The organism is Paenibacillus tianjinensis, from assembly GCF_017086365.1.
Classification (GTDB): Bacteria; Bacillota; Bacilli; order Paenibacillales; family Paenibacillaceae; genus Paenibacillus_AQ; species Paenibacillus_AQ tianjinensis.
In genome coordinates this window covers 1,011,513-1,026,023 of the sequence record NZ_CP070969.1, presented here as the reverse complement: position 1 = coordinate 1,026,023, position 14,511 = coordinate 1,011,513, and the positions used below count along the sequence as shown (strand labels likewise).

General features: G+C 51.2%; 15 protein-coding genes. 2 read left to right on the top strand and 13 right to left on the bottom strand.

Features of this window, described 5'->3' with window-relative positions; genetic code table 11:
• Positions 1–34: 34 nt before the first annotated feature.
• The 5 genes from JRJ22_RS04380 to JRJ22_RS04360 all read right to left on the bottom strand — a co-directional run bounded on the left by JRJ22_RS04380 (position 35) and on the right by JRJ22_RS04360 (position 3,625).
• Complete coding sequence (locus JRJ22_RS04380) at positions 35–1,276, bottom strand: MFS transporter (protein ID WP_206103401.1); 1,242 nt, start codon at positions 1,274–1,276, stop codon at positions 35–37.
• Between the two features lie 170 nt (positions 1,277–1,446).
• Entirely contained in the window at positions 1,447–2,745 is a 1,299-nt protein-coding gene (locus JRJ22_RS04375; RefSeq protein ID WP_206103400.1) for a helix-turn-helix domain-containing protein, read from the bottom strand.
• Positions 2,746–2,851: 106 nt separating this feature from the next.
• Complete coding sequence (locus tag JRJ22_RS04370) at positions 2,852–3,181, bottom strand: hypothetical protein (protein WP_206103399.1); 330 nt, start codon at positions 3,179–3,181, stop codon at positions 2,852–2,854.
• Complete coding sequence (locus tag JRJ22_RS04365) at positions 3,168–3,344, bottom strand: hypothetical protein (protein WP_206103398.1); 177 nt, start codon at positions 3,342–3,344, stop codon at positions 3,168–3,170. Before JRJ22_RS04365 ends, JRJ22_RS04370 begins: the two co-directional genes overlap by 14 nt.
• The gene (locus JRJ22_RS04360; protein ID WP_206103397.1) at positions 3,341–3,625 is read right to left on the bottom strand and encodes a hypothetical protein; all 285 of its coding nucleotides are present in this window, start codon (positions 3,623–3,625) and stop codon (positions 3,341–3,343) included. The genes JRJ22_RS04365 and JRJ22_RS04360 overlap by 4 nt, the downstream gene beginning before the upstream one ends.
• Positions 3,626–3,839: 214 nt before the next feature.
• Here JRJ22_RS04360 and JRJ22_RS04355 point away from each other — a divergent pair, with 214 nt between their 5' ends.
• Entirely contained in the window at positions 3,840–4,811 is a 972-nt protein-coding gene (locus tag JRJ22_RS04355; RefSeq protein ID WP_206103396.1) for a tRNA dihydrouridine synthase, read from the top strand.
• 80 nt (positions 4,812–4,891) lie between these two features.
• Here JRJ22_RS04355 and groL read toward each other — a convergent pair whose 3' ends face one another.
• The 7 genes from groL to JRJ22_RS04320 form a co-directional block, all read right to left on the bottom strand.
• Entirely contained in the window at positions 4,892–6,523 is a 1,632-nt protein-coding gene (groL, locus tag JRJ22_RS04350; protein ID WP_054939031.1) for a chaperonin GroEL, read from the bottom strand.
• A 126-nt stretch (positions 6,524–6,649) separates the two neighbouring features.
• Entirely contained in the window at positions 6,650–6,931 is a 282-nt protein-coding gene (gene groES / locus JRJ22_RS04345) for a co-chaperone GroES (RefSeq protein WP_054939030.1), read from the bottom strand.
• A 336-nt stretch (positions 6,932–7,267) separates the two neighbouring features.
• On the bottom strand, positions 7,268–8,038 hold the full coding sequence (tatC, locus tag JRJ22_RS04340) for a twin-arginine translocase subunit TatC (RefSeq protein WP_206103395.1): 771 nt from the start codon (positions 8,036–8,038) through the stop codon (positions 7,268–7,270).
• Positions 8,039–8,146: 108 nt separating this feature from the next.
• Positions 8,147–8,386 carry a twin-arginine translocase TatA/TatE family subunit gene (tatA, locus tag JRJ22_RS04335; protein ID WP_082451926.1) on the bottom strand — a complete coding sequence of 80 codons (240 nt, stop codon included), beginning with the start codon at positions 8,384–8,386 and terminating at the stop codon, positions 8,147–8,149.
• Between the two features lie 135 nt (positions 8,387–8,521).
• Positions 8,522–9,007, bottom strand: coding sequence for a MogA/MoaB family molybdenum cofactor biosynthesis protein (locus tag JRJ22_RS04330; RefSeq protein ID WP_054939027.1), 486 nt, complete (start codon positions 9,005–9,007; stop codon positions 8,522–8,524).
• A gap of 78 nt (positions 9,008–9,085) precedes the next feature.
• Entirely contained in the window at positions 9,086–9,559 is a 474-nt protein-coding gene (gene moaC / locus JRJ22_RS04325; RefSeq protein ID WP_206103394.1) for a cyclic pyranopterin monophosphate synthase MoaC, read from the bottom strand.
• Positions 9,540–10,190, bottom strand: a complete 651-nt coding sequence (locus JRJ22_RS04320) for a 5-formyltetrahydrofolate cyclo-ligase (RefSeq protein ID WP_206103393.1) — start codon at positions 10,188–10,190, stop codon at positions 9,540–9,542. Before JRJ22_RS04320 ends, moaC begins: the two co-directional genes overlap by 20 nt.
• Positions 10,191–10,500: 310 nt before the next feature.
• Between JRJ22_RS04320 and JRJ22_RS04315 the strand changes: the two genes are divergently transcribed.
• Positions 10,501–12,453: an ABC-F family ATP-binding cassette domain-containing protein gene (locus JRJ22_RS04315; protein WP_206103392.1), complete on the top strand. Its 1,953-nt coding sequence runs from the start codon at positions 10,501–10,503 to the stop codon at positions 12,451–12,453.
• Positions 12,454–12,903: 450 nt separating this feature from the next.
• On the opposite strand, the gene JRJ22_RS04310 is transcribed toward JRJ22_RS04315, so the two are convergent.
• The gene (locus JRJ22_RS04310) at positions 12,904–14,472 is read right to left on the bottom strand and encodes a 2-isopropylmalate synthase (protein WP_206103391.1); all 1,569 of its coding nucleotides are present in this window, start codon (positions 14,470–14,472) and stop codon (positions 12,904–12,906) included.
• Between the last annotated feature and the right edge of the window lie 39 nt (positions 14,473–14,511).

The following is a 14,511-nucleotide window of genomic DNA, read 5'->3' as shown; positions in this document are numbered from 1 at the left end:
ATATCCCCTCTTCTTCACAATGTTTGTATGCAGCTTAGCCATTGGTTTCGGCCAGTGTCAGCTTTTCCTCCGGATCCCCACCTTTGTTGAGGTTCAAGCTGAGCAACGCCACAGTACAGACGAGTGTAAACCCGATCAGCATCCAGAAAGCCGCTTCATAGGAGCCCTTAAATGCATCAACCATGAAACCGATGGCCATAGGTGCAATAAAACCGGCCAGCTGACCTCCGGTATTGACCATCCCCATCGCGGAACCGGTCGAAGCCGCCGGGATTTTTTTCAGCACGATCGCCGGCAGCAGAATAAGCACAAAGGCAAGAAAAATACTTGTAACCGATTGGTAAATAATAAATCCTTCCACACTAGAGGCATTAAACATAAGGTAGAGCATGGCCCCAATTACAGCACAGGAAAATGCACCGGCATACCGTTCCTTTCCTCCAGTCATCTTATCGAGCAAATATCCCCCTGCAAAAAGTCCGGCAAACGAAGCGACACTCGGAATCATCTGGAGCAGGCCAAGCGATTTCATGGAAAGACCGCGGACATCCGACAGATAAGTCGGCATCCAGCTGGCCAACCCCCAGTTCACAGCATAAATACAGAAATAGGCGATCAGCAGGCTCCACATCATGGGGGTTTTGAACAGCTGGCCGAACCCTGACTTCGGGGCTTTCGCAGGATTCCCCACAGCTTCGGCGCCAGCTGCCTGTTGCGGATTGTAGATAAACTTCCCATACAGGACCGCGATGATAATCCCCACGAAGCCTATGTACACGAACATATGGCGCCAGCCTATCGAATCCAGTACATAAGCTGAGAAAATCGGCGTAATAAAGGCCATAAGACCGCCTGAGGTCAATATAATCGACATCGCTCTGGCCCGCTTCTCCTGCGGAAAGACACCTGCAATAAGCTTCGAAGCAGCGGGCTGGAAGCCGCCTTCTCCCATCCCGAACAGGAAGCGGATGATCAGGATGGAACCAAGTGACCAGGCTGCGCCTGTCATTGCCGTAAAGATCGACCACAACACAACAGAAAGGATCAGTACCTTCCTTGAACCAAACTTGTCGGCGAGCCAGCCCCCGGGCATCTGCATAATGGCATAACCGGCAAAAAAGGAGCTAAGCAAAATTCCCGTCGATGTAGCACTGAGGCTTAAATCTTCCGTAATCGTCAGCACTGCGTAATTCATTACGTACCGGTCCAGATTTCCTAAGGACCATCCCAAAAATAACAATGCCAACACCCAATTGCTGCCTAGCACCTTCCGCATACTATTACCTCCCGGTGACCCGTTTTATTTAAGGACTAATTACGGATAATTTCCTTATATACATAATATATAGGAGTCTACCGTTTTTCAATGTTTTTTAATTAACATAACGTTATGAGTCAAGAAACATTACACATAAACACAAAAAAAGAGGCATCACAATGGGATGCCTACTTGAACCGGTATATTTTAATGGGTCTGCCGCGTACTCCCGGTGCTTCCTCGCCGGCGGAGTCAACAAGCCCCGCCTCGGACAATTCTGTCATAATCCGCCGGGCATTGCGTTCGGTCATTTGCAGCTGGACCGCCAAGTCCTTGGCAGTAAAGCTTTCCCAGCCCATCCGCCGGACCAGCGCAACTACTTTATTGAATGTTTTGACGCTAATTCCGCTGGTTTTCAGCTTGGCCATAATTTCCTGATCATTTGTCCGGAACGAATAGACCAGCTTGTCATCCTGATCAGCCGACTCAACGATGACACCGTCCTCCTGTATGATAACGATGCGCTTGTCCGTTTTCTCCTTGGATTGGCGAAGTGCAGTATGCGCATTCGTCTCCGCTGCGAACACCGTCTCACCGAAGCCGATACCCACTGCTACACTGGTATCCGTTTTGGCCGCCAAATAATCAACAGTATCACTCAGCAGCTTCAGCTCCCGTTCAATTGCCCCGCGTGTACTGAAGATGACATACCTTCCACCGCCCTTTTCCAGGAAAGAACCGTCCAGCCTCTCACAGAGCTTGATCAGCTCTTCCTTCAGCTTCAGCTCCAGATACTGCAATTGATAGGAAGTATTCAGCTTTTGCGCGACACGGTCGAAATTCTCCACTTCAATGATTTCCACACCAATCTGTGTATCCTTGAAGTATGAGGTTCTGACCTTCTCTGCAAAGAGCCGGAGCGACTGGATAATTTCCAGACTGCTGGGTGAGACGGTAAAAGTCTGAACCCCTGCCGTCTTCAGCGCTGCTGCAACACTCGGAAAGCAAGTAATCGCTCCTTCGGTCCTGCCCTCTTGCCACAGCGTGAGATGAAAGCTTAGTAACTCTTCCGTATCTGCATCAAGCTCGTAAGTTTTCGTATGCAGTTCCAGCCCCGCATTTTCGATTTGCTTCAGCGCACGGTCTACCAGTCCATCATTCTCCGGCATATCAATGCTGATCCGCTTTGCCAGCCGGCCCTGAGTATAAACCAGATCCAGCAGGCTTTTATAGAAGGCGGATTCCGTCACCCAAATATACTCCACACGTTCAGCCGAACCCAGCGCTGTCAGCGCAAAAGCATAAGGGATCGGACCAGAGCAAAGCCATGAATCCACCTCACGGTCGTGCTGCCGGATAATCTGCTCCGTCTCCCGAGGCTCCTCGTAAACGAAGGATACGAACTCTATTTCCTGTTTCAACATTTGTGCCAAGCTGACTATCCGTTCGACCGAACCTGCCGGCCCGACAATCCCCACTCTATACATCTAAGCCCCGTCCCCCAAGCTGCTTCATCATTCCTTCCATTTTACACGTTTTTCCGGATACTTCATAATGTTCAGCATTAAAATCTATGACCGCCCGGTTGGTTTTTCAATCCTTATGATGGCTGTCCCACAAATCCTTGTGCATTAGTCCCGCAAACACAAGCAGAATCAGTGAAAGGATCATTACAAACTCCCTAAGTGTATTCGATATGCTGTCTACGTTGTAACCAAAAACAATATTAATACGGCCCCATAACAGGTTAAGACAGAGTAAAGCCACGGTGGAGTAAGTGATCCATACACTGCGGAGATAAAGGTTATAGGTGCGTTTCGGCCCGTTACCGATAAAATAGCGGCTGTACCGCACCACATATGCAGTAAATACTATAAAGGCGGTTAACTCCAGGGCGACAAGTGTCAAATCAATAATTCCCATGCAAATCATCTCCTCTCTTGCCCAGGCCGGAATGATGCAGGTCCATCAGGCTTTCGATATCATTCATTTCATAGGCTGCCTGGATTTTGCCTAACTTCTCGATTTCTTTCTTCACACGACTGTGCTTGATCTCATTTTTTCTGAAAATATCGAGGAGCTTCACTTGTCGACGACCTCCCCACTATTAGTATTATCAGCGCTCTCTCTTCCCTTGGTCTCTCTTGCCGTGTCTTCTCTTTCAATAAGCAGCTTGACTAGTGAACGGTTGTATTGATTGAGCTGCTTCTCGTTCTCCTCATCCCGTTTCTGATAATGCTGTATGACCTTTTCTTTATTCGCGATCTGCCGGATACTCCAGACTAAAGCGATTGATAAAAGGACATTAAGCACGACTGAGCCGTCGTTGTTATTGAACAAGCCAGTCAATGCATTCAAATCCATCACGATCACCCCATTTTATGAACAAATCCATAGCTGCTGCCGGAAGAACATCTGCTATACTCTATTCATTTTGCAAACCTATGGAATGGGTAATTTAGTATTTTGTTAGAATGATGCTATATGCCCTCCCTATTGATTCTGTGCATCAAACGAAAAATAATGATACTATGTATGATGGATCAAAGACTTTTTATATGTTGCAACAGGAGAAGATAACATGGAACCGAATTTTTGGATGGATTTACCGAAGCCGTTTTTTATATTAGCTCCAATGGAAGATGTCACAGATATTGTATTTCGTCAGGTCATTAGAGAAGCTGCAACACCTGACGTATTCTTCACGGAATTCACAAGTACAGAACATTATTGTCACCCTGTTGGAAAAGAAAATGTAGGTGGCCGATTAATGTTTACAGATGAGGAGCAACCGATTGTCGCTCATATTTGGGGCAATAAACCGGCACTTTTTGAACAGATGAGTGTGGATATGAAAAAACTTGGTTTTCGTGGGATCGATATAAACATGGGATGCCCGGCACAAAACGCCGCATCCAGTGGAAAAGGGGCTGGATTAATCCGCCATCCTGAACTTGCAGCAGAAATTATTCAAGCAGCCAAAGCAGGTGGATTACCGGTTAGTGTTAAAACAAGATTGGGTTACTCTAAAATTGACGAGTGGCGCGATTGGTTAGGACATCTATTGAAACAAGATATTGCGAACCTTTCCATTCACCTTCGTACAAAAAAAGAGAAGAGCAGAGTAGCTGCACACTGGGAACTGATTCCTGAAATCAAAAAATTGCGCGATGAAATTGCTCCACATACGTTGTTAACCATTAATGGAGATATTCCGGACCGCGCAACAGGATTAAAGATAGCCGAACAACACGGCGTTGATGGTATCATGATTGGCCGCGGTATTTTCACCAATCCCTTTGCATTTGAAAAAGAACCTAAAGAACATAGCGCGAAGGATTTTCTCAATTTACTTCTGCTACAGTTGGATCTGCACGATAAATATTCAACAGAAACCCTGCCGCGTTCATTTAAGCCACTTCTTCGCTATTTCAAAATCTATACTCGTGGATTTAAAGGTGCAGACGAACTAAGAAACCAATTAATGGATACCACGTCAACAGACGAAGTTCGTCGTTTAGTACAACCTCTTTTAGACCAAGTATTAGATTGAAAAACAAAAGAGACCTTTCGTATAACGACTACGAAAGGTCTCTTTATTTAACCCGATGTATAAGGGTTTATCGCCCTTTATTACATCATGCCGCCCATACCGCCCATGCCGCCCATATCCGGCATGCCGCCGCCTTTTTCAGGCTCTGGCTTGTCAGCGATGACAGCTTCAGTGGTCAGGAACATTGCCGCTACGGAAGCTGCATTTTGCAGCGCGGAGCGTGTTACCTTGGCAGGGTCAACGATCCCTGCTTCGAACATGTTCACCCATTCGCCGGTTGCCGCGTTGTAGCCTACACCAACCGTTTCTTTCTTCAAGCGGTCCACGATAACGGAACCTTCTTCACCGGCATTCGCAGCAATCGTGCGGATTGGCTCTTCCAGAGCACGCAGCACGATGTTTACGCCGGTTCTTTCGTCGCCGGTAACATCTACCGCTGCTACAGCGTTATATACGTTCACAAGAGCTGTACCCCCACCGGATACGATACCTTCTTCAACCGCAGCGCGGGTTGCGTTCAGGGCGTCTTCGATGCGCAGTTTGCGCTCTTTCAATTCTGTTTCAGTTGCTGCGCCGACTTTGACAACGGCTACGCCGCCAGCCAGTTTAGCCAGACGCTCCTGCAGTTTTTCTTTGTCGAACTCGGAAGTGGTTTCTTCCAGCTGGGAACGGATTTGGCTTACGCGTGCATTGATGTCCGCTTTGTCGCCGCTGCCGTCTACGATCGTAGTATTTTCTTTGGTTACGCGCACTTGGCGGGCGTTACCCAGTTGTTCGATGGAAGTGCTCTTCAGGTCAAGACCGAGCTTCTCAGTAATCACCTGGCCGCCTGTCAGAGCAGCGATGTCCTGCAGCATTGCTTCGCGGCGGTCGCCAAAGCCAGGGGCTTTAACAGCAACAGCGTTGAAGGTTCCGCGCAGTTTGTTCACGATCAGCATAGCTTGTGCTTCACCTTCGATATCTTCAGCGATGATCACGAGCGGACGGGCCTGCTGTACAATCTTCTCAAGCAGCGGAAGAATTTCCTGCGTGCTGCTGATCTTCTTGTCAGTGATCAGGATGTACGGGTTGTCCAGAACAGCTTCCATTTTGTCCGTGTCAGTAATCATGTACGGGGAAATGTAGCCGCGGTCAAACTGCATACCTTCAACCACTTCAAGCTCAGTCAGGAATCCGCGGGATTCTTCAACGGTGATAACGCCGTCTTTGCCCACTTTTTCCATAGCTTCAGCAATCAGCTGGCCCACTTCGTCGTCAGCAGCGGAGATCGCTGCTACCTGAGCGATAGCTTGGGAATCTTCGATTGGCTTAGCAATCTTCTGCAGCTCAGCAACAGCAGCTTTAACCGCTTTGTCGATCCCTTTACGGATAACCATAGGGTTAGCGCCTGCAGTTACGTTCTTCAGACCTTCGCGGATCATGGCCTGTGCCAGAACCGTTGCAGTTGTAGTACCGTCACCGGCTACATCGTTAGTCTTAGTAGCTACTTCTTTAACGAGCTGTGCGCCCATGTTCTCGAATGCATCTTCGAGTTCGATTTCTTTGGCGATGGTAACGCCGTCGTTAGTGATCAGCGGGCTGCCGAATTTCTTCTCAAGCACCACGTTGCGGCCTTTAGGACCCAGTGTAACTTTTACTGCGTTTGCCAAAGCATCAACCCCGCGAAGCATCGAGCGGCGGGCGTCTTCACTGAATTTAATTTCTTTTGCCATTAGTGTTAACCTCCTAAAAGTTTGTGAGCGTTACTTCATGGCTACACTTCGAACAAACTACCTTCGAAAGCGTAAACCTGGTTTAAAGCTTAAGTATGGTTACGGCTAAACTTATAAACGTTCTTCTTAGTCAAGAATCGCGTGAATGTCGCTTTCCTTCATAATCAGATATTCTTTGCCTTCGTATTTGATTTCGGTTCCGGCATATTTCGAGAAGATCACGCGGTCGCCTTCTTTAACTTCCAGCGGTACACGTACTCCGTCTTTCAGAGCTCCGCTGCCAACTGCGATAATTTTGCCTTCCTGCGGTTTCTCTTTGGAAGAGTCCGGAAGCACGATACCGAAAGAAGTGGTTTCCTGTTGCTCGCTTGGTTCTACCAATACGCGTTCACCTAGTGGTTTGATCATGAAAAATAGCCTCCTTTGAAATTATGTTATTTACCTTGAAAACATAGATTGGGATTGCGGCTGCTTGTAAAAATATCGTCTTGGCGCGGCTTCTGCCGGCTAATCCCATATTCTTCTGCTCCGTTAGCACTCAACCATCTGTAGTGCTAACAACAATTTTTATGATACTCAACTTGAAGACGGATTTCAAGTCCTTTTACGTAAAATCGCATTGTTTTGCGGAAAAATATGGTTTGCAGGGTTGTCCGGCGCACACTCTCTTACATTCTATCCACCGGAAAGCAAAGTATGCCCGTCCGGCTTCAAATCTCACGATTAAAAACCGGAGGGCTGCTGTCAGAGCTCCTCTTGCTTAACATAACGCGCTTCCCGCTTGGCATCCTCCGCCAGCTGTTTGCGGTAGACGAAGGCTGAGAGAAATACACTGAACTCATACAGCACAAGCAGCGGAATAGTTACAAGAAAGTCCGAGATGAAATCAGGCGGCGTAATCACCACGGCGATAAAGACAAGCGCGAAATAGGCATAACGCCGCATCCGGCGCAGGCGCAGCGGATTGAGAATTCTCAGCTTTGTCAAGAACATGACAATCAGCGGCAGCTCAAACAGAAGCGCCAACGGAATGCACAGGCTGAACATGAAGCTGAAATATTCGGCAATCCCGTACGTCTCCATAAGCCCCATGCTGCGGGTAATTGTGATCGTGAATGACAGCGCCATGGGAAACACAATGTAATAGGCAAACAATATGCCCAGTATAAACAGCACAAACACATACGGCACATACCGCAGCGCCGCGCTACGCTCCAGGGGCCGCAGCCCGGGGCTGATAAACGCCCACAGCTGATAGACAATGAACGGCAAAGAGACTGCCAGAGAGACCGCCATGGCGATCTTCATATACATGCCGATGCCGTCCCAGAAGGAGAAGGCATGTAAGACAAAGCCCTCCGCCTGATCGGCATGAATCAGATAAAGATAAATTGGTTTGGCGACGAACAGTCCGCCGATAAGACCGGCCACAAACACAATCAGCACATAGATAATCCGTCTGCGCAGTTCGGTAAGATGATCAACCACTGACATTTCTTCCGCTTCCAGAGACATGATATGGCACCACCCAAATGACTTATGTAGAATTCCCCGTAAAAAAAAGGGGGCGCCGCCCAGTCTTAACCAGACCTGAGAGGAACGCCCCCGCGTAGATAAATCGTATTATTCCGGAAGACGCCGGTCCTGCGGAAGTTCTGCAGCTAATTTCTGCGGGGCCGGCGGAACAGGCGCTTCACTGCGCTTTGCCGGTTCCGGCTCGCTGATAATCTCACGTGCCCCGTCCTTGAACTCACGGAAGGTGCGTCCGACTGCACGCCCAAGCTCAGGAAGCTTGTTCGGACCAAAGAGCAGCAGCGCCAGGATAACCAGTAATATAATTCCGGGAGCACCAATACCATTCAGCATTTGTTATTCCTCCTCGTTACTCTGTCCGTTCATGATATCTTAAACACTAATTTAATAATACCATAACTTTTGTCACACATCCAACCGGCTTTTCTGCAGATTGGATGGGACACAGACAGCGTCCTGCAGAGGTTATTGACGATACTGGCCGGTGACCATCAGCAGTGCTTCCGGCAGCTGATCCATAATCGCTGCGAGATTCTCATGCACACCTTTCGGAGTACCCGGTAGATTGACAATCAGCGTTCTTCCGCGGATTCCGCAAATGCCGCGGAAAAGCATCACCGCGCGGTTCTTTTGCATTACTGTACTCCGCATCGCTTCCGAAAGGCCCGGCACCTCCCGTTCGATCACTCGCCGGGTGGCTTCCGGTGTAACATCACGGATTGCCAGATCGGTTCCTCCTGTAGTCAGCACCAGATCGGCCTTGAAATAATCCGTAAGCTCAATCAATGCGGCAATAATCTCATCCTGCTCGTCCGGCACGATCCTGACCTCAATGATCTCACCGCCAAGCTCTTCTTCCACCAGCTCCCGAATAACCTGGGCGCTGGTGTCTTCCCGTTCGCCCCTGGACCCTTTATCGCTGGCCGTCAGGATTGCTGTTTTCCACGCCATAGGTTGTCCCTCCCTCTCTATGTACTATGTATGGACGGCTGCAGTCTGCAGCCTTCTCGCGCTTTCCTCATGCTGTGCTTAAGCTTCGAGCGCATAATCCCCATTTTTCCCGCCGCTCTTGGACACCAGCATCGTCGGTCCGATAACCATGTCCTTCTGCAGCGCCTTGCACATGTCGTATACCGTCAGCGCTGCTGCTGAAACAGCCGTCAGCGCCTCCATCTCCACACCGGTCAACCCGGTTGTCTTAACAGTTGCTTCTATATAAAGTTCATCTTTGCTGTTATCCGAGAAGCGGATGTCAATGCCGGTCAGCGGCAGCGGGTGGCACATCGGGATCCAGTCGGCTGTTTTTTTGGCGGCCATAATTCCTGCGACCTGAGCGACAGCCAGTACATCCCCTTTACCGATTCTGCCGGCCTTGATAGCATCAAGCGTCCCGGGGTCCATCTTTACCTTGCTTCTCGCAGCGGCTGACCGCTTGGTGATCTCCTTGTCGCTGACATCCACCATACGTGCCCGGCCCTGCTCATTAAAATGGCTTAGTTCCATGCTGTTTCTCCTTCCGGAAATCCATGATACCGTCTTCTGTAATCAACATATCCATATAGGCATCATGGTAATCCATGGGTACCTCCCGTATCAGCTGCTGACCGAATGCCAGGCCGATCCACAGCGGAGCTCCAGCGGATGCCGGAAGCTCTGCTTCCCAGGCCGCCCGCAGACGGTCATAATAGCCGCGTCCGTACCCGAGCCTTCCGCCGCGGCGGTCAAAAGCCAGTCCGGGCACGAATACAGCATCCGGACGGTACTGCCCGCCGGGTTCACAAGCCTGGGCGGAAACAGGCTCCTGGATACCATAGGCTCCGGCGGCAAGCTCTTTCCATGAGTTTACCGGATGCAGGCTCATCTTTCCTATGGACTGGATCACACGGGGCAGCAGCACCTTACGGCCCGCTGCCCAAGCGCCGTCGATCAGCGGGCGTGTGTCCAGCTCCGAACGAAACGGCACGTAGGCTAGCAGTGTCTCTACACCTTCCCGTGCAAGCCACTCCGCTGCATGACCGCAGACCAGAGCAGACAACACCTCTCTCTGGTCTTCCGGCAGCTTATCGCGGACGGCGGCTCTCTCCGCGCGCAGTTCCCGCTTTAATTCGGCGAGCAAGGCGCTCTGGCCTGTCATCTGCAGCCGCCTCCTCCTGTTCATGTGACTAGCTTATCATAGTTTGTAAACTCAGTTTACCACTCTTCTCCCCGGTTCGCCAAGGTTGTATCATTTGCTCTGTTATGTGAATCAAGCAAGAGGTTCTCCTTCTATCCTGCTGTCAAAAAACACCCTGCGTCCCCCAATCCTCCCAGCTTTCCACACCCTGCCGCAAAGTTCCTGCCCCCTCGCGCCGCTGGCGCTTTTCATGTAAACTATAGAATAAGCAAGTTACACGGCCGGGCGTCAGTGCCAAGGCGAAATATGCAAGGGCGGAGGGTTCATCGGTATGCTTCTTCAAGCGACAGGAATTTCGAAATCATATGGTATTCAAAGCGTGCTGGACGGCATCAGCCTGCAGGTGAATGAGAAGGAACGGGTTGGACTGGTAGGCGTTAACGGGGCCGGCAAATCCACCTTTCTGCAGATCCTCGCGGGTGAGATGTCTTTTGACAGCGGGCAAATTCATAAATCCAAAGAAACAACTATCGGCTATCTGGCCCAGAACAGCGGACTTCAGTCGGACAAAACGATTCAGGAGGAGATGCTCGCTGTATTTGCTCCCCTGATCGAGGCGGAAGCCGAGCTGCGGCAGATGGAGGCGAGCATCGCTGATCCTAAGCTTGCCGATGACCCGAAACGGTATGAGGATTTGCTGGAACGGTATGCTAAACGGTCGGACTGGTTCAAAGACCACGGCGGTTATGAGATGAATACACGCATCCGCAGCGTGCTGCACGGGATGGGCTTCGGAGAATTCGCACCGGATACGCCGATTGCCACCTTAAGCGGAGGACAGAAGACACGGCTCGCGCTGGCCCGCATCCTGCTTCAAGCCCCGGATCTGCTCATGCTCGATGAGCCTACGAACCATCTGGACATTGAGACGCTGACGTGGCTGGAGGATTATTTGCGCAACTATGCCGGCGGAATTCTGGTCGTCTCCCACGACCGGTATTTCCTCGACAGGCTGGTTACTACGATCGTTGAAATTGAGCGGCATCAGTCCCGGCGGTATACAGGCAACTATAGCCGTTATATGGAGCTGAAGGCTGCGGAATATGAGATCCGCATGAAGCAGTACGAGAAGCAACAGGATGAGATCTCCCGGATGGAGGATTTCGTACAGCGTAACATTGTGCGCGCTTCTACAACCAAACGTGCCCAGAGCCGGCGCAAAGCTCTGGAAAAAATGGACCGCATCGACAAGCCGCTCGGTGACCTGAAGAAAGCCAGCTTCTCCTTCGAGCCTGACTTCATGTCCGGTAAAGAGGTGCTGCAGGTGCGTGACGTTGCCGTATCGTTCAGCGAAGAAGCCGCGCCGCTCTTCCGTAACGCGTCCTTTGAACTGCGGCGCGGCGAGACAGCAGCACTCATCGGCCCGAACGGGATCGGCAAATCAACGCTGCTGCAGTGCATGACCGGTACCCGGGAACCCTCTGCCGGAACCGTGAACTGGGGAGCCAAGGTGAAGATCGCTTATTACGATCAGGAACAGACAAGGCTCAACCCCCGGAATACGGTTCTGGAGGAGCTATGGAGCGAATATCCGATGCTTGAAGAAGCCCGGATCCGTACCATTCTCGGCAACTTCCTGTTCAGCGGGGAGGATGTCCTGAAGCGGGTCGCAGCGCTCAGCGGCGGTGAAAAAGCACGCGTGGCACTATCTAAGCTGATGCTGCGCGGCGCAAACATGCTTATTCTCGATGAGCCTACCAACCATTTGGATCTGGTCAGCCGCGAGGTGCTGGAGTCCGCCCTGATCGATTTTGAAGGAACCCTGTTATTCATCTCCCATGACCGTTATTTCCTTAACAAAATGGCGGAGCGCGTATTGGAGCTGCATCCCGGCGGCATCGACCAGTATCTTGGCAACTATGATGATTATGTGGAGAAAAAAAAAGAACTGGAAGCCATTGCCCTGGAAGAAGCCGAACTTACAGCAGCCAAAGCCTCGCGCAATACCGATCTTGAAGCTGCAGCGGATAAAGGCAGTGCTTCCTCTTATGAGGCCGACAAAGCGGCCAAACGGGAGGAGCGGAACCGGCAGCGGCGGATTTCAGAGCTGGAAGAAACCATCGCCCGCCTGGAGGAAGAGATCGCCGGCATTGAGCATGAAATGACCAAACCCGAGGTTTATCAGGATTACATGGCGCTTCAGGAGCATGAGAATGACCTTAAGGACAAAAAAACGCAGCTAAGCGAACGGTTTGACGAATGGGAGCAGCTGGCTGACGAATAATGTAATCAGGTTAAATAAATATTTTTAAACTGTTACCGATTTGTTCATAAAAACTTATCCACATACCCATCCACAGTTTTCGTGTATAACTCTCCATAAAAAAAGCCCCTCGGGGCCTTTTTTTATGCGATAAATCGCTATTTTGTTTGTCAAGGACTTTTTATCCACCGAATTATCCACATTATCCACAGTTTCCACAAAAACCTCACACAGGATAACTCCACATTTCTGCGGTTCAAAAAATAGGCGTTATTGCTGATTTTACACGGTTTTTACACAACTAGTGCAGAATATGTGGATAACGTTGTCCACATCTTGACAAAAGCCGCATGGGCTAAATTCCCATCCTGCAAATCAATGAAGGAAGCCGTGCAAGATGCCCGGTCCAACGAAATACAGACCCTCATCATGGCGCGTTTATGCACCAAGATGAGAGTCTGTAGCCCCTGCCTATTCCACTACAGGAAAAGCTTCTTCCCGGACCTGCTCCACCTGGGCGGAGAGCAGTGCCGCATTGCAGGCGGCGATATAAGCGATCCCTGCTGCCATCACAATATCCTGATGGATCGCTGTCCCCCGGAACTTACCGCCTTCCCATTCCACCATAACCGCAGCTTCAGCCTGGGCATTCTCTCCGCTACCGAGTGAATGCAGCTCCAGTCCCGCAAAGCTGATGTGCTCAGTGATTCCCTGGCTGATTGCAGCAATGACCGCTTCCAGCGGACCGCTACCGGTGCTGGTGTACGCTTTTTCTGTGCCGTTCTGCAGGTGGCGGACCGTCACTGCCGCCACCCTCCGCGGGGCGCTGCCGGCCAGCACCTGAACATCGCCCAGCTCGTAGACCTGGGCCTGCTGTCCGGTAGCCGTGCTGACCATCCGCAGCAGCTCGTCATCGCTGACCGCTTTCTGGCGGTCGGCTGTCTCTTTGAAGGATTCGTAGAGGGCATCCAGCTCCGCCGCATCCAAGGCAATCCCATACTTCGCCGCGCGGTCCTTAAGTGCGTGCCTGCCGGAGTGCTTGCCCAGAATGATCATGCTGCGCGGAATCCCCAGCCGCTCAGGGTCCATGATCTCGTACGTGCTGCGGTCCTTCAGCAAACCGTCCTGATGGATGCCGGACTCATGCTGGAAGGCATTTCTGCCGACGACAGGCTTGTTGTAGGCAATCGGGAAATGCATCGCCCCGCTGATGATCCGTGAGGTATCATACAGCTTATCCAGCACGATCCCCGTTTCCGCACCGAGGGCATCGCCGCGGGTCTCAAGGGCCATGACCAGCTCTTCCAGCGCACAGTTTCCGGTGCGTTCGCCTACGCCGTTTACGGTAACCTCGATTTGGGTTGCCCCGCCGGCAATGGCTGCCAGGCTGTTGGCTACGGCAAGCCCCAAATCGTTATGACAATGGGCGCTGTAGCTGACTTTCTCTCCGCCCCTGGCGCCAAGGCGCACCTTCCGGAACATCTCCCCGTATTCATGCGGCAAGGCGTATCCGACCGTATCCGGCAGGTTGATGATGCTGGCTCCCTCTTCAATGACAGCCTCCACCATTTCAATCAGGTCATCGATTCCGGTCCGGGCTGCATCCATCGCCGTGAACTCTACGACCTCGCAGAACTGCCGGGCATAGGCTGTCATTTCACGGGCGGCTGCGACGACCTCAGGGCGGCTTTTGCGCAGCTGGTGGCGCAGGTGTATGTCGGAAGAGGAGATGAACAGGTGAATCCGCCGCCGCTCAGCATCCCGGGTCGCCCGTACTGCGGCATCAATGTCTCCCCGGACTGCCCGGGCAAATCCGCAGATTTCCACGCCCTGCACCTTGCGGGAGATCGTCTCCACAGCGGCAAAATCCCCCGGGCTCGAAATCGGAAAGCCCGGTTCCAGCACATCCACACCCAGCTCAGCCAGCTTATAAGCGAGTATGATCTTTTGCTCCGGCGTCAGGCTCGCTCCCGGAGCCTGTTCGCCGTCACGCAGCGTTGTATCAAAAATTTGAATCCGTTTTTTCACCGGTATAATCATGGAAAACCCTCCTAAATTTTATTTGCATACGCTGTCACT

What these genes read in the sequence shown, in the direction of transcription:
- JRJ22_RS04315 (WP_206103392.1), top strand. Translation starts at nt 10,501, where the DNA reads ATGCTTCTTCAAGCGACAGGAATTTCGAAATCATATGGTATTCAAAGC.
- JRJ22_RS04355 (WP_206103396.1), top strand. Translation starts at nt 3,840, where the DNA reads ATGGAACCGAATTTTTGGATGGATTTACCGAAGCCGTTTTTTATATTA.
- moaC (WP_206103394.1), bottom strand. Translation starts at nt 9,559, where the DNA reads ATGGAACTAAGCCATTTTAATGAGCAGGGCCGGGCACGTATGGTGGAT.
- JRJ22_RS04330 (WP_054939027.1), bottom strand. Translation starts at nt 9,007, where the DNA reads ATGGCGTGGAAAACAGCAATCCTGACGGCCAGCGATAAAGGGTCCAGG.
- JRJ22_RS04370 (WP_206103399.1), bottom strand. Translation starts at nt 3,181, where the DNA reads ATGGGAATTATTGATTTGACACTTGTCGCCCTGGAGTTAACCGCCTTT.
- JRJ22_RS04380 (WP_206103401.1), bottom strand. Translation starts at nt 1,276, where the DNA reads ATGCGGAAGGTGCTAGGCAGCAATTGGGTGTTGGCATTGTTATTTTTG.
- groL (WP_054939031.1), bottom strand. Translation starts at nt 6,523, where the DNA reads ATGGCAAAAGAAATTAAATTCAGTGAAGACGCCCGCCGCTCGATGCTT.
- JRJ22_RS04375 (WP_206103400.1), bottom strand. Translation starts at nt 2,745, where the DNA reads ATGTATAGAGTGGGGATTGTCGGGCCGGCAGGTTCGGTCGAACGGATA.
- groES (WP_054939030.1), bottom strand. Translation starts at nt 6,931, where the DNA reads ATGATCAAACCACTAGGTGAACGCGTATTGGTAGAACCAAGCGAGCAA.
- JRJ22_RS04320 (WP_206103393.1), bottom strand. Translation starts at nt 10,190, where the DNA reads ATGACAGGCCAGAGCGCCTTGCTCGCCGAATTAAAGCGGGAACTGCGC.
- tatC (WP_206103395.1), bottom strand. Translation starts at nt 8,038, where the DNA reads ATGTCTCTGGAAGCGGAAGAAATGTCAGTGGTTGATCATCTTACCGAA.
- JRJ22_RS04310 (WP_206103391.1), bottom strand. Translation starts at nt 14,472, where the DNA reads ATGATTATACCGGTGAAAAAACGGATTCAAATTTTTGATACAACGCTG.